The sequence below is a fragment of the Catenulispora pinisilvae genome, from assembly GCF_015356865.1.
Lineage (GTDB): Bacteria > Actinomycetota > Actinomycetes > Streptomycetales > Catenulisporaceae > Catenulispora > Catenulispora pinisilvae.
In genome coordinates this window covers 1-11,954 of the sequence record NZ_JAAFZA010000288.1, presented here as the reverse complement: position 1 = coordinate 11,954, position 11,954 = coordinate 1, and the positions used below count along the sequence as shown (strand labels likewise).

16 protein-coding genes and 1 tRNA gene are annotated in these 11,954 nt (G+C 69.0%); 8 read left to right on the top strand and 9 right to left on the bottom strand.

Features of this window, described 5'->3' with window-relative positions; all coding sequences use genetic code 11:
• Positions 1–784, top strand: a 784-nt coding sequence (locus tag IZR01_RS43270; RefSeq protein ID WP_228561241.1) for a DUF3566 domain-containing protein, incomplete at its 5' end; no start/stop codon positions are given.
• 64 nt (positions 785–848) lie between these two features.
• Positions 849–922: transfer RNA gene (locus IZR01_RS43265), tRNA-Ile, on the top strand.
• Between the two features lie 171 nt (positions 923–1,093).
• On the opposite strand, the gene IZR01_RS43260 is transcribed toward IZR01_RS43265, so the two are convergent.
• The 3 genes from IZR01_RS43260 to IZR01_RS43250 all read right to left on the bottom strand — a co-directional run bounded on the left by IZR01_RS43260 (position 1,094) and on the right by IZR01_RS43250 (position 3,301).
• Positions 1,094–1,810, bottom strand: a complete 717-nt coding sequence (locus IZR01_RS43260) for a GntR family transcriptional regulator (RefSeq protein WP_194927214.1) — start codon at positions 1,808–1,810, stop codon at positions 1,094–1,096.
• A gap of 1 nt (position 1,811) precedes the next feature.
• On the bottom strand, positions 1,812–2,345 hold the full coding sequence (locus tag IZR01_RS43255) for a UTRA domain-containing protein (RefSeq protein ID WP_194894062.1): 534 nt from the start codon (positions 2,343–2,345) through the stop codon (positions 1,812–1,814).
• 239 nt (positions 2,346–2,584) lie between these two features.
• Positions 2,585–3,301, bottom strand: a complete 717-nt coding sequence (locus IZR01_RS43250) for a GntR family transcriptional regulator (protein ID WP_194894063.1) — start codon at positions 3,299–3,301, stop codon at positions 2,585–2,587.
• A 223-nt stretch (positions 3,302–3,524) separates the two neighbouring features.
• Here IZR01_RS43250 and IZR01_RS43245 point away from each other — a divergent pair, with 223 nt between their 5' ends.
• Genes IZR01_RS43245 through IZR01_RS43225 form a run of 5 tightly spaced genes read left to right on the top strand, consistent with a single transcriptional unit; the run spans position 3,525 to position 5,982 of the window.
• Positions 3,525–3,734 carry a hypothetical protein gene (locus IZR01_RS43245; RefSeq protein ID WP_194894064.1) on the top strand — a complete coding sequence of 70 codons (210 nt, stop codon included), beginning with the start codon at positions 3,525–3,527 and terminating at the stop codon, positions 3,732–3,734.
• Positions 3,731–4,192 (top strand): hypothetical protein, encoded by a 462-nt coding sequence (locus tag IZR01_RS43240; RefSeq protein WP_228561240.1) that lies wholly within the window; start codon positions 3,731–3,733, stop codon positions 4,190–4,192. The genes IZR01_RS43245 and IZR01_RS43240 overlap by 4 nt, the downstream gene beginning before the upstream one ends.
• A 3-nt stretch (positions 4,193–4,195) precedes the next feature.
• The gene (locus IZR01_RS43235) at positions 4,196–4,678 is read left to right on the top strand and encodes an ATP-binding protein (protein WP_194894065.1); all 483 of its coding nucleotides are present in this window, start codon (positions 4,196–4,198) and stop codon (positions 4,676–4,678) included.
• Positions 4,678–5,274 (top strand): helix-turn-helix transcriptional regulator, encoded by a 597-nt coding sequence (locus tag IZR01_RS43230; RefSeq protein WP_228561239.1) that lies wholly within the window; start codon positions 4,678–4,680, stop codon positions 5,272–5,274. Before IZR01_RS43235 ends, IZR01_RS43230 begins: the two co-directional genes overlap by 1 nt.
• A gap of 9 nt (positions 5,275–5,283) precedes the next feature.
• On the top strand, positions 5,284–5,982 hold the full coding sequence (locus IZR01_RS43225; protein ID WP_194927213.1) for a Type 1 glutamine amidotransferase-like domain-containing protein: 699 nt from the start codon (positions 5,284–5,286) through the stop codon (positions 5,980–5,982).
• Positions 5,983–6,141: 159 nt separating this feature from the next.
• Here IZR01_RS43225 and IZR01_RS43220 read toward each other — a convergent pair whose 3' ends face one another.
• Entirely contained in the window at positions 6,142–6,708 is a 567-nt protein-coding gene (locus tag IZR01_RS43220) for a hypothetical protein (protein WP_228554522.1), read from the bottom strand.
• Between the two features lie 202 nt (positions 6,709–6,910).
• A complete protein-coding gene (locus IZR01_RS43215; RefSeq protein WP_194927212.1) occupies positions 6,911–8,062 on the bottom strand; it encodes a S1C family serine protease in 1,152 nt (383 codons plus the stop codon).
• 322 nt (positions 8,063–8,384) lie between these two features.
• Here IZR01_RS43215 and IZR01_RS43210 point away from each other — a divergent pair, with 322 nt between their 5' ends.
• Entirely contained in the window at positions 8,385–8,771 is a 387-nt protein-coding gene (locus tag IZR01_RS43210) for a hypothetical protein (RefSeq protein ID WP_228561238.1), read from the top strand.
• Here IZR01_RS43210 and IZR01_RS43205 read toward each other — a convergent pair.
• The 4 genes from IZR01_RS43205 to IZR01_RS43190 form a co-directional block, all read right to left on the bottom strand.
• Complete coding sequence (locus tag IZR01_RS43205; RefSeq protein WP_194927211.1) at positions 8,755–9,372, bottom strand: hypothetical protein; 618 nt, start codon at positions 9,370–9,372, stop codon at positions 8,755–8,757. The two genes, IZR01_RS43210 and IZR01_RS43205, sit on opposite strands and share 17 nt — an antisense overlap.
• Positions 9,373–9,469: 97 nt before the next feature.
• Positions 9,470–10,336, bottom strand: a complete 867-nt coding sequence (locus IZR01_RS43200; protein ID WP_194927210.1) for an ATP-binding protein — start codon at positions 10,334–10,336, stop codon at positions 9,470–9,472.
• Between the two features lie 99 nt (positions 10,337–10,435).
• Positions 10,436–11,305 carry a Scr1 family TA system antitoxin-like transcriptional regulator gene (locus IZR01_RS43195; protein WP_194894070.1) on the bottom strand — a complete coding sequence of 290 codons (870 nt, stop codon included), beginning with the start codon at positions 11,303–11,305 and terminating at the stop codon, positions 10,436–10,438.
• Positions 11,306–11,474: 169 nt separating this feature from the next.
• A partial coding sequence (locus IZR01_RS43190) for a Scr1 family TA system antitoxin-like transcriptional regulator (RefSeq protein WP_228561237.1) occupies positions 11,475–11,954 on the bottom strand: 480 nt, incomplete at its 5' end.

Genomic DNA, 11,954 nt, shown 5'->3' with positions numbered 1-11,954 from the left:
CGCGCCGACCGGCCTCATCAACCCGGTCGGCCCCGGCCCCGGCTCCGCTCCCAGCTTCGGCCCGGTCCCCGGCATGCCTGGCACGCCCACGGCCGCACCCACCGGCGCCGCAACCGGTGCCGCCGCGGGCGCGGGTGCCGCCGTGGCGGGCGCCGCCGCGTCGATCACGGCCGGCATCTCTGGTCTGGCCGGTCGGCTTTCCGGCGCGGGAGGCCGTCGTACCGGGGCAAGACGCAAGGAAGCGCCTACGATGGGCACCGTGGCGTATCAGCAATCGGAGTCGGCCCAAGGCCAGGCGGGCACCCGCCAGCAGGCCGGCGGCAGCTGGGGCCCCCGCCCGGCGGCCCCGTCCGGCTCCCCCACGGGCGCACCCCGCTACCAGCAACAGGCCCCCGGCGCCGCACCCCGCGGCCGCAAGGCCCGCCTGCGCGTGGCCAAGGTCGACCCCTGGTCGGTGATGAAGACGACCTTCGTCCTCTCGATCGCCTTCGCGGTCGTCTCCGTGGTGGCCGCCGCCCTCCTGTGGTCCGCCCTGAACGCCCTCGGCGTCTTCGACTCCATCAACCGCACCCTGGCCTCAGTGGCCCCGGCGAACCAGCCCAACAGCGTCACCCTCACCTCAGTCCTGTCCTTCGGCAAGGTGATGAGCTTCACCGCCCTGGTGAGCGTGGTGAACATCGTCCTGTTCACCGCCCTGGCCACCCTCGCCGCCTACCTCTACAACATGTGCTCCTCCCTCGTGGGCGGCGTGGAGGTCACCCTCGCCGACGACACCGCCTCTTAACCGCCCCCAAAGCGGTTTTGGGGCACCGCCCCCGGTACGGTAAGCTTCTCGACGTTACCAACCGGGGCCTATGGCACAGTTGGTTAGCGCGCCGCCCTGATAAGGCGGAGGTCGGTGGTTCAAGTCCACCTAGGCCCACCCCGGTGAACAGCCTCGGAACCGTCAAGGTCCGAGGCTGTTTCGCATTCTCTAGGGGCGTCCCTAAAAGTCTTAGGGACGCGCCGGTAGTCGGCGCCTAGAACTTCTTATCTCCAATGACGCCCAGCCGATATTCCGGCGACTCGACGGTCCGCTTGCTGCGAACCGCCCTCAGCCGATCGGCGGCAGCGTCCGCCGATACCGCATCCCATAGAGATGCCCGCCCTTCACCATGACGACGACCTCGACCACGGTCCCGTCCTCCGTGCTGATCGTGCGCAGGGTGCGCATGACGGGGATGCCGGCGGGGAGTTCGAGGGCTTCGAGTTCTTCGGAGGTCGGTTGGCGGACTTGGATCTCGTCGACGAACTCGTGTTGGGGCAGGCCCAGGTCGGCTAGAGCGGTTGGGGCGCCGCCGGGGATGCGTCGGGGTTGTTCCAGGGGGCTTCCGGTGGCGATGGGGGTGGGGTAGTAGGACCAGGAGAGTTCGATGGGGATGGCGTCGCGGATGGTCAGGCGTTTGCGGAGGATGGCTGTTTCTTCGGTGGCCAGGCCGAGCTTGCGTGCCGCGTCCGCGGGTGGGTGGTCGGGGCCGACGTGGAGCATTACGTAGCGGACGTGGGTGACCGCCGGTTCGAAGTAGGGGGTGGCGTCGATGATCTCGACGCGTCTGGCGCGGATCAGGAGTGCCTTGCCCTGTTGGCCTTCGACGAAGCCTTCGGCTTTGAGGAGGGCTACTGCGCGTTGGGTGGTGTTGTTGGAGGTGTCGTAGATCTCTTGCAGGCGCTTGAAGGGCGGCAGCTTCTCGGTGAGGTCGCCGGACAGGATCTTTGCGCGCAGGTCGGCCGCGATCTGCAGGTGGCGGGGTCGGTCGTCGAGGCGTCGCATGTCAGGGCTCGACTACGACGCGGTGGTGGAGGGTGCGTCCGGTGGGGATCATGACGATCTCCGTTGCCTCGAATGGTGCGCCGGCCGCGGTCTTCACGACTCGGCGGATGCGGACCACGCGGGTGTTCGGCTTGATCGCCAGGAGTGCGGCCTCGGCCTTCGTCGGGTGCCCGGCGAGGTCCACCGCTTCGTCGGCGTGGTCGGCGACGTAGCCCAGGTGTGCCAGCAGTGTGACCGCGCCGCCGGGGATGCGGTTGGGGTGCTCCAGGGCGGTGTGGCCGGCGATTTCGAGGGGATAGAAGGAATCCGTGAGTTCGGCGGGGTCGTCGCCGAGGTACATGGTGCGGCGTCTGGCGACGACGGTTCCGGCGATCGGGACGCCGAGCGCGTCCGCGACCCAGTCCGGCGGGGTGACGCGGGTCGCGTCACGGAGCTTCTGGGAGCCGCGGCCGCCGGCTGCCCGCACGGCCTGTGCCCAGGTGTCCCCACCGCCCGGCGTGAGATAGGACGCGGTGTCGTCGACCCCTCGTTCCATCGCTTCCCTTCCTCGGGTGCCTGAGCGACACAGTAGCAACGGCCCGCGGAAATAGGCGGTGTGTGCCGCACCGCAGCGGGGCTGATGCACTCGGGGAGGTCAGTACCCTGTGATCGCGGCAGACGGGTACTGTCATGCGCTCGCGGTCGGCCGTGGCGGGGGCCCTGAGGTTACTGAGACGGCAGTATTGCCTGACACGCGCTTGGAATGACGCGCTCGGAAGGACGCGCGCTCGGAAATCAGGCCGGCGGCGGGAGCGTCTGCTGGTAGCGCACGGCGTACAGGTGCCCGCTGGTGATCATCACTGTCACCTCGAGCACGGCCCCGCTCGGGTCGGTGATCGTGCGAAGCGTGCGCATGACCGGGATCTCGTCCGGCAGCTCCAGCGTCTGGAGCTCTTCGGTCGTCGGTTCGCGGACCTGGATCTCATCGACGAGTCCGTGCTGCTCATAGCCCAGGGCGGCCAGGACGGTCGGGCTGCTCGCCAGGTCGCGCTGCACGTGGTCCAGCCCGGTGCCGGTGACGACCGCCTCCGGGTAGTACGACAACTCGATCTCGACCGGCTCGTCGTCTCGGAGCATCAGGCGCTTGCGGAGCAGGGCGGTTTCGCCCTCGGCCAGGCCCAGCTTCTGGGCGGCGTCTGTCGGCGGGCGTTCGTGGCCGACGTGCAGGACCTGGTAGGTGATCGTGGCGGCCGCCGGCTCGAGTTGGGACGAGGCGTCGACGATCTGGATCCGGTCGGAGCGGATGATCAGGGCTTTGCCCTGGCGGCCCTCGACGAAGCCCTCCGCCTTGAGCATGGCGACCGCCCGCTGGGCGGTGTTGACGGAGGTGTTGTACAGGACTTTCAGCCGCTCGAAGGTCGGCAGCGTACCGGTGATGTCGCCGGAGAGGATCTTCGCGCGAAGGTCGGCGGCGATCTGCGCGGACTGGGGACGGTCGTCGACGCGCTTCATATATCGCAGGCCCCTCCTTTCATCAGATCCCTTCCATACGCACCTCAGCGACACAGTAGCAGCACTGCGACGGTATGCGGCGTTCGTGGGTGGGACGTGGCAAATCGCCGGTTATCCTTGTCCGCGTATTGGGAAGTCAGTAACCTGAGGTGCGCCTCTGCGGTCGGAAGCTAACGGCGCGTCACGACATCGCATGGCACGTTCCGCCGAAAGGAGACCGAAGGTGCCTCGATTCGATTTCAAATACGCAGCAGAACTCATGGTGGGAGATTGGGCCCAGATCGACGGGACGTGGGCGGAAGTCCTGGGGTGTGCGACGGATCCGAACGGGTGGACCCACCTCACCCTGGAGGGGTTTCCGCTGCCTGAGACGATCCTGCACGGCACGGTCGAGGTGCCCTGGTCGCGGACCAGTCCGGCGGGTGCACGATGAGGCGCCCGCCGGACGTCGGGGCCTTGCTGGCCCAGCAAAGCGACGTGCGGGTGACCGGCCGGGTGCCGGCGATGTTCGGGGTCGCCGTGAACCAGGCCGAGGCGGAGTTCCAGCAGCGACTGCTCGCCGCGGGCTACTCCAGCAGCTACCTCGCGCTGCTGGGGCTGGCCGCGACCCTGACCTTCGACGCCGGGGAGTACTCCCCGGCCGGTGGCGCCAGCCAGCGTGACCAGGGTGAGTGGCACGGCTACCACCGGGGTTTGCAGACCTCGCTCGCCTGCCTGGTGATGCATGAGACCGGCTTTAACCCGCGCCAGGCCGCCCTGCTGGTCGCCGAACACACCGAGGCGTTGGTCCGGTGCCGATGGACCAACCAGCCGGGCAATGACCAGCCGGCCGATGACCAGCCGGGCAGTGACCAGCCGGCTAAGGACCAGCCGACCAAGGGCGGTGAGTGAGACATGGAGATCTGGTCGAAGGAGTTCGCCGGCCGGCCCGAGTGCCTGGTCGACGCCCGGCAGTTCACTTATGGTGTGCTCGGCGACTGCGCCGCCGCGCACACTGTCGCCTTGGTCGCCGACGAGCTGGCCGGCAACGCGATCAAGCACACCGCCAGCGGAGGGCCCGGGGGCGAATTCGTCCTGCGGCTGGCCCGGTTCGGCGACCGGTGCCGGGTGCGGGTCGACGACCAGGGCGGGCCCTCGACCCCGGCCGTGTACGTCGCGGACGACGCGGATGAGACCGGGCGCGGCCTGACCATCGTCAGCGCGCTGTCCGCCAACTGGGGCGTCGACGGCGACGAGAACGCCCGGTCGGTCTGGGCCGACATCACCTTCGACCAGACCCCGGCGATACCCAAGCCCGGCGGTCCGCCCGCCGGTCTCCCCTCTCAGATGAGCGCGAAAAGAAAGGTCGGCATGACGACGGACGGCAGGAAGCGTTGATGGCGTTGCGTGCTGACCAGGCGGCGGAGCGGACCTTCGCGCGGATCGTCGATGGTCTGCGGTCCGCCCGCCTGGAGACCGGGGTCTCTCAGAACGCGCTGTCGTCCGGCTTGCCGGTGCGGGGCAGGGCGATCTCCGAATGGGAGACCGGGGCGATAGAGCCGACCTTGGGGCATCTGATCCTGTGGTCGCGGTTGCTGGGCCGGCGCCTGGTGATCGTCGGCCGGGAGGGCGATCTGCGGATCGGTCCGTCGCGGCCGCGGCCCGGGGAATCCTCGGAGATGTTCGAGCGCCGGCGCCTGGCCGTCCCGTTACGGAATCGCAGGCTGGCGCTGGGGATGGGACAGGGGGAACTCGGCGGGCTGGTCGGGGTCAGCCGGGACTCGATCCAGCGCTGGGAGCTGGTCCGGGTGCCGCCCCGGCCGATCGCACACGTCGTGTGGGCCCAGCGGCTCGGCTACACGCTGGACATATGGCCCGTCGCCGCAGTCGCCGACAGCCTTTCGCGGGTCCGGAACGCAGGTCCCGCCGGGCTCGGTTTGCCCGGCGGCGATCAAGCCTCCTACGCTCGGCGGCATGGACGAAACACCAGGTGAGGGCTTGCGATGACCGGGTCGGTCTTCCTTTCGGGCGGCGGTGGCGCCGAAGACTCGGCGCCGCTGGATTCGGCGTTCGCCGCAGCGCTCGGCTCCGGTCCGCTCTGGTACTGGCCGGTCGCGATGGATCCGGCCGCGACGGATCCGGCCGAGCAGGCTTACGCCGGCTGCCTCGGCTGGCTGACCGGCGTGTTCGGGCCGCTCGGCGTGACCGATATCGACATGTGGGAAGGCAGTGGCACCGGTGTGGCCGAGCGCCTTCCGGACTACCGTGGCGTCTACATCGGTGGCGGCAACACGTTCCGCCTGCTCGATCTGGTGCGGCGCAACGGTCTCCTGCCTTCGCTGCAAGACTTCATCGAGCACGGCGGTGTCGTTTACGGAGGCAGCGCCGGTGCGGCGTTGCTCGGCGCCGACATCTCGACCATCGCGCATATGGACCCTGATCCGTGTGGCACGACCGACACCCGCGGCCTCGATCGGATCGCGGGGTACGGGGTGTTCGTCCACCACCGGCCGTCGGAGGTGCCGCGTGCTCAGGATTGGGCACGAGAGAACCACCGCCCTGTCGTCGCTCTGCATGAGCGAGCTGGAGCGGTGGTCACTGACGGCCGGCTGACCTCGGTCGGTTTCGAACCGGTGGAGATTATTGGCGCCGGGACTCTCGGAGTACGGAGCGTGCGGCCGGGCGAGAGGGTTGCGCTGTAAGGGCTCTGGGTTATCGCCCATTGGTCGCCGGTCGCCGGTCGCCGGTCGCCGATCCCTGGTCCCTGGTCCCCGGCAACGGCCGAGGCCCGGCACTTCGGGCCGGGCCTCGCTGCGCGGGGTTCTTGTCGTGCGTGTGGTCGAGCGTGTGTCGGTGCCTCATCAGCGACCGGTGGTCTGCATCGCGTACTCGCTGGCCCGGCCGGTCTGGGACTGGGCCTGCAGGCCGGTCCGGTTGCGGTTCGACAGGTTCCAGGCCCGCAGGCCGATCACGCCCAGGCGTATGACGACCTCGCCGAAGGCCATCAGGATCAGCGCGTCGACCCAGGCCTGGCCGCTGGTGATGTGGTGGGTGACGGAGAAGCGGGTGAGCTGTGCGGCGCCGGTGGCGTGGGTGGACCAGACGGCGAAGCCCAGTCGGAAGCCCATGCTGGCCACCCACAGTGCGGCCGCGCTGGCGGTGGCCTTGATGTGCACGTGGCCGTCCAGGTTGCGCACCCGGGTCAGCAGCCCGCCGAACAGTCCGAAGACCGCGCCGACACCGGTCATGCCGGCTATCAGGATCAGGTCGTTGCCCGCGGTGGGGATGGCGTGCAGGTAGTTCTTGGCGGCGAAGGTGATCATCGCCAGCGGGAGGATGAACGTGGCCTTGCCGATCCGCTCCTCGCGCAGCTGCCGGAAGACGATGAGGACGAGGGCGATGTCGATGATCCAGTCAGTGGTCGTCATGGCTATGACTATCCAGGCCAAGGCCCCTGTGCAGCTTCAACCCGGAGATGGGTTGCGGGTGGAGTCTCGCCTTCCACCCCAGGGTGGAACACCGGCGGCGAACCGGGTTGACCCGACTGGAGAACCGGCGCCGGGCGCTTGCGCGCCCGGACATGGCGAACGCCCCGAAGCCACCTTCCGGGGCGCCCGCGCTTGGGGGCGACTAGCCCTGCTGCCCGGCTTCGAGCTTGGAGAGCATCGTCTTGACCTGGTTGATCGGGATGGAGAAGCCGAGGCCGACGCTGCCACCCTGGGCGTTGTACGAGCTGGTCGGGGAGTAGATCGCCGAGTTGATGCCGACGACCTGGCCCTGGGCGTTGAGCAGCGGGCCGCCGCTGTTGCCCGGGTTGAGGCTGGCGTCGGTCTGGATCGCGTTGTAGGTGACCTGGTTGCCGCTGGAGTAGCGGCTGCTGGAGTCGCTGCTGACGGTCACCTGGCGGTTCAGGGCGCTGACGATGCCGCTGGTGACCGTGCTCTGTAGACCGTCGGGGGAGCCTATGGCGATCACGGTGTCGCCGACCTGGACCTTGTCGCTGTCGCCGAGGGTCGCGGTGGGCAGCCCGCTGACGCTCTGGGCCTTGATCACGGCCAGGTCGCTGCCGGTGTCGTAGCCGACGATGCTGCCCTGCGCGGTCTTACCGTTGTTGAAGGTGATGGTGATCTGGCCGTTGCCGCTGGTGGCGTCGGAGATCACGTGGTTGTTGGTGAGGATCAGCCCGTCGGCGGACAGGATCACGCCGGAGCCGACCGACTTGCCCTGATAGGAGTCGACCGACACCTGCACCACGGTCGGCAGCGCGGCCTTGGCGACCTGGCCGACCGTGGTGGTCGGCGTGCCGGTCTGGTTGCTGACCGGCGTGTTCACCGTGCTGTTGCTGGGCACCACGTTCGAGGAGGCGGTGGTCGCCGAGGAGCTGTTGTGCGCGGCGACCGTCCCGGCGACGCCGCCGGCGACCGCCGAGGCCGCTATCGTGCCGGCCACGATCAGCGCCACTCCCATCCGGCGCTTGCGCCGCGGCTGCTCCGGCGGGACCGAGGGGATCGGCGGGAACGGCGGGTAGCCGGGGCCGCTCGTACCGCCCGTGCCGCCTTGACCCGGCGTTATCGACGTGATCGGGGCGTACGGGGGCACAGCGCCGGACGCGGCCATCGTGCGGGACGGGTCGGACGGGGCGGAGGAGTCGGAGGAGCCCGACGGGGTGGTCTGGGCCGGACCGAACACCGGCCCGGAAGCGGAAGTCGGCTGGCCCCACGGCTGCGGGTTGCCGGCGGCGGGCTGCTCCGGCTGGTACGGGTCGTGCTCGAATCCGGTCATGGTCCCAAGATGCGGCCCGACGATGAGAGCGCACTGTGCGAGAGCATGAGAATCGGAGAAGAAAGGCATGAAGCAGACGGCCCTGTTTCCTTAGGAAATGGGTTGTCCGAGGTCAGGGGTGTGCGCGACCATCAGGCGATGGACCGCGACCCCCTTGCCGATGCCCGAGCCCTGCTGCGCGAACGTTATCCACAGGCTGTGTGGTCCGTGTTAGCCGGCAGCGTCATGACCGCTCATCGCACGGCCGGTTCGGATCTGGACATCGTGGTCGTACTCCCCCTCGACGATCCGCTGGCGCCTCGCCGGGAGTCGCTGGTGTTCCGTGACTGGCGGTCCCGATCCACTTGCGAAGCCACAAAACGAAGCAGTCCGCTACGGTCTCACCGATCTGCTTGGCGACCTCGAGCACGCCACTGATTGCGAGATATACAGAGGTCCCGGAGAGCGCCAAGTCATCGCGGCCACGCTGTGGACCGCGACCGGACAGGACGCGCTGGTCGCCGGCAACCGCTGGAACGGCAACGGGAAATGGCTGCTGCGTGAGCTGCGGTCCCATGACCCGGAGTTCGCTGAGCGCTGGCTGGCCGCGCGTAATGATCCGGTCGCTGTGCAGGACTGCGCCCGCGATGTCCTGGACCGGCTCGGCGGTCCGCTCTTCGACGGCTATCTGGCTGTGGCGCCGCGTCCCGCGGTCACGAAGCCTGCGTGATCGTCAGTGGGAACTCGGTCAGTGTGACCGAGGGTCCGGACGGGTTGGCGACATCGGTCAGCTCCACGGGATTCGTCATCAGGTACACGGCGTTCTGGGGCGGGAAGGCTGTCAGATCCGTGTTCAGCAAAGGGAACGCGGCTTTGGACTCGAAGGTGGCCGGCTGCCCTGCGCCGCAGGGGCTGTGCTGCATGGAGACGGTCAGGTCCTGGGCCAGCGCCTCGGCGGCGGGGAACTCCCGGCCGACGGCCGGTGCTACGAAATCGCCGTCGGCCGGGGTCTTCTCGGAGACGGTTACGGTGCCGAGTTCGGCGTCGTATCCGGTCAGTTGCTCGGCTAACGTCCGCACGGTGGCGGTGGGCTGATCGCCGGCCACTTTGTCGCCGACGCGTACTTGTCCGGTGCCCAGTACTTCGAAGCGGTGGACGACACCGTTGCACTCCAACACCATGTCGCCGTCCTCGCTGAGGGCGACGGTGGTTCCGGACGCGGGCAACGTGCCGCCACCACTGTCGGGACGGGCGGCGGCGTGCGCGGTGAAACCGTTGTAGGAGAACAAGAAGACTGCGCCGGTGACGGCCAGCACGGGGCGGATTCTCATGGCCGGTCCTTTCGGGAGATTTGTCGCTTTGGTGGCCATTATCGTCTCGCATGCCACTGACAATCCCGGCCCCACGCCGTGCGGTGCCCCTCCGGTCTCATCCCTCGCTGTTCGCCGAAGCCCCTTGTAGTGCCAGCGGATTCGGGAACGGCGGCCAGAACGGCAGCGGCCGGGGGCCGATCGCCTCGGCGTGCGCGATCTCGATCAGCGAGCGCATGAACGCGGCCTGGCTGGCGCGCTGCCGGATCCGTTCGGCCCGCGCTGGATCGGTCGGTACCGTGCCCCGCCAACGGCCGGGCTGAACCGGTTGAACCGTTGTGGATGCTGATCCTGATCCTGATCCTGATCCTGATCCTGATCCTGATTCCGGGGCCGGGGCCGGGGCGGGTGCCGGTGTGGCCGCAGGTTCGCAGACCGGTTCGGCGACGGGTTCGGCAGCCGCCTGCCGCGGAAAATCAATCTCCTGAAGCCGGGCGCTCTCTTCGGCGTCCATGGCTTCCGCCACCGACTCCAGGGCCTCCAGCATGCCGCCGGACATCACGGACTCGATGCCGGCGCCGGCCTGGACCGGGTAGGGGATCTCGGCCCACACCGCCCGCGCGCAGCGGTCGCCCCGTACACCCCAGCTCCGTGAGATCGCCGAGACCATCGCCAGGCCGCGCCCGGATTCGGAGTCCCAGTCCGCGTTCTCCTCCGATGTGCCGACCACCACATGCGGCTCTATCGGCGAGCCCTGATCGTCGACCCGCACCTGCCAGCGGTCGGCGAAGGCCGCGAGGTGCACCACGAACTGCCCGCCCGGCGCGCCGCTGGCGGTGTGCACGATGGCGTTGCCGGCCAGCTCGGAGACGGCCAGGACGACCAGCTCCGCGCCCGGTGCGTCGCCGAGCACCATCTGGGTGAACTGGCGGACCTCGGCCAGACACGAGGCCAGCCCGGGGAAGGAGCGAGACCAATAAGACACAGGGGCCTCCCGGATGGTGGGGAGGGGGCGGTTCCGCCCTCCCGTCAGCCAGGCTAGCCCCCAACACGCCCTTTTCTAGGGCATTTTAAGGAAGTTCCCTTATTTGGATGATGATTCGTCATCCAGGTTTAGCGGGGGCAGCCGCGCGAGATCCATCTCCACCCGATTGATGAGCCCGATCGCCTCTTCACCGTACACAGCCGACTCCTCGAAGCGCCGGAACTGCGACACGTGTGTCGAGACCTTGTCAGGCTGGGCCAGCAGCAGTTCGCCGGTGAACATCTCCACGGCGACCTCGCGGTCGTCGTACACGGTGAAGGTGACCATCGGCAGCCCGCGCATCGCCGAGGTCCAGGGCAGGATCCCGACCCGCACCCCGGGATGCATCGCCATCTGGCGGAGCCGGTCGAACTGCGCGGCCATCACCGTCAGTTCGCCGGGCCAGGTGCGCAGCACGCCCTCGGTGATCAGGAAGGTGAACTCGCGGTTGTCCTCGAACAGCACCGACTGCCGCTCGGTGTGGGTCATCGCCGCCTTGCCCACCTCACGCTCGGACAGCCAGGGCGTGAGCCGGTTGGCGTCCCGGGCGTACTCGGCGGTCTGCAACAGCCGCGGGATGATCGAGTTCGAGAACGTCGACACCGCCAAGCAGGCGCGCTCGCGGTCGGCGATCTGGTTCAGCAGGGTCAGGCCCTTGCCGTAGCCGCGATTGCTGGCGGCGTCGGCGGCGGCCTGGCCGAGCAGGTCGAACAGGCTCTCCTGTTCCTCGGCCGGCAGGTTCAAAGCGATGACGATCCGGGCCAGCACGTCTCGGCTGGGCACCATCTTGCCGTGCTCGACCTTGGACACCGCCGAGGAGGTGACAGCGGCGGCGGCCGCGAGCTCGCCGCTGGACAGCGCGCGCTCCATCCGGAACTGCCGGATCCGGCCGCCCAGCTTGGCCGCGTATGGACTTCGCACCGCACTCATACCCATTGGTTCTACACCACTTGTGAGGATTCGGTGACCGATCCGGCAGGATCAGTAGCCGGTGGTCACCTGTATGGATTGTGTTGGACTGGGCCGACGACTCGACGTGCGGCCACCCCCCTGGTGACCTCGGCCGTCGGCTCCTTCCCGGCGGCCCGCGCCCGCTGCCTCAGCCGGTTCCTGCCCCGGCCGGAGCCGGGATAGACGCCACCGGGCGCCTCTCACTCGTTAGGAGCCCGGCCGCGGTCTCCAAGTCGTAGTCGGCGACGGTCGCGTAGCCGTCCAGCACCGCGGCGTGGGCGGCGATCTCATCGGCCCGGGACAGCAGCAGTTCGCCGGTGAAGGTCTCGACGGCCACCGCCGCGTCGTCGTGCAGGGTGAACCCGTACAGGGGGAAGACCTCGGTCACCGCGGCGGCGTCGGGCACGATGCCGATCCGCACGCCGGGCAGCGCCGAGAGCACGCGCAGCCGGTCGGCCTGGGTGGCGGCCAGCGTCGAAGGGCCCGGACACAGCCGCAGGGCGCTCTCGGTCAGCAGGAACTCGAAGCTGCGGCCCTGTTCGAACAGCACGCCCTGGCGCTCCAGGTGCAGCGCCGAGGCCCGGCCGAGTTCGCGTTCGGACATCCACGGCGTCAGGCGCGCGGCATA

What these genes read in the sequence shown, in the direction of transcription:
- IZR01_RS43260 (WP_194927214.1), bottom strand. Translation starts at nt 1,810, where the DNA reads ATGCGACGCCTCGACGACCGACCCCGCCACCTGCAGATCGCGGCCGAC.
- IZR01_RS43255 (WP_194894062.1), bottom strand. Translation starts at nt 2,345, where the DNA reads ATGGAACGAGGGGTCGACGACACCGCGTCCTATCTCACGCCGGGCGGT.
- IZR01_RS43250 (WP_194894063.1), bottom strand. Translation starts at nt 3,301, where the DNA reads ATGAAGCGCGTCGACGACCGTCCCCAGTCCGCGCAGATCGCCGCCGAC.
- IZR01_RS43240 (WP_228561240.1), top strand. Translation starts at nt 3,731, where the DNA reads ATGAGGCGCCCGCCGGACGTCGGGGCCTTGCTGGCCCAGCAAAGCGAC.
- IZR01_RS43235 (WP_194894065.1), top strand. Translation starts at nt 4,196, where the DNA reads ATGGAGATCTGGTCGAAGGAGTTCGCCGGCCGGCCCGAGTGCCTGGTC.
- IZR01_RS43230 (WP_228561239.1), top strand. Translation starts at nt 4,678, where the DNA reads ATGGCGTTGCGTGCTGACCAGGCGGCGGAGCGGACCTTCGCGCGGATC.
- IZR01_RS43225 (WP_194927213.1), top strand. Translation starts at nt 5,284, where the DNA reads ATGACCGGGTCGGTCTTCCTTTCGGGCGGCGGTGGCGCCGAAGACTCG.
- IZR01_RS43220 (WP_228554522.1), bottom strand. Translation starts at nt 6,708, where the DNA reads ATGACGACCACTGACTGGATCATCGACATCGCCCTCGTCCTCATCGTC.
- IZR01_RS43215 (WP_194927212.1), bottom strand. Translation starts at nt 8,062, where the DNA reads ATGACCGGATTCGAGCACGACCCGTACCAGCCGGAGCAGCCCGCCGCC.
- IZR01_RS43205 (WP_194927211.1), bottom strand. Translation starts at nt 9,372, where the DNA reads ATGAGAATCCGCCCCGTGCTGGCCGTCACCGGCGCAGTCTTCTTGTTC.
- IZR01_RS43195 (WP_194894070.1), bottom strand. Translation starts at nt 11,305, where the DNA reads ATGAGTGCGGTGCGAAGTCCATACGCGGCCAAGCTGGGCGGCCGGATC.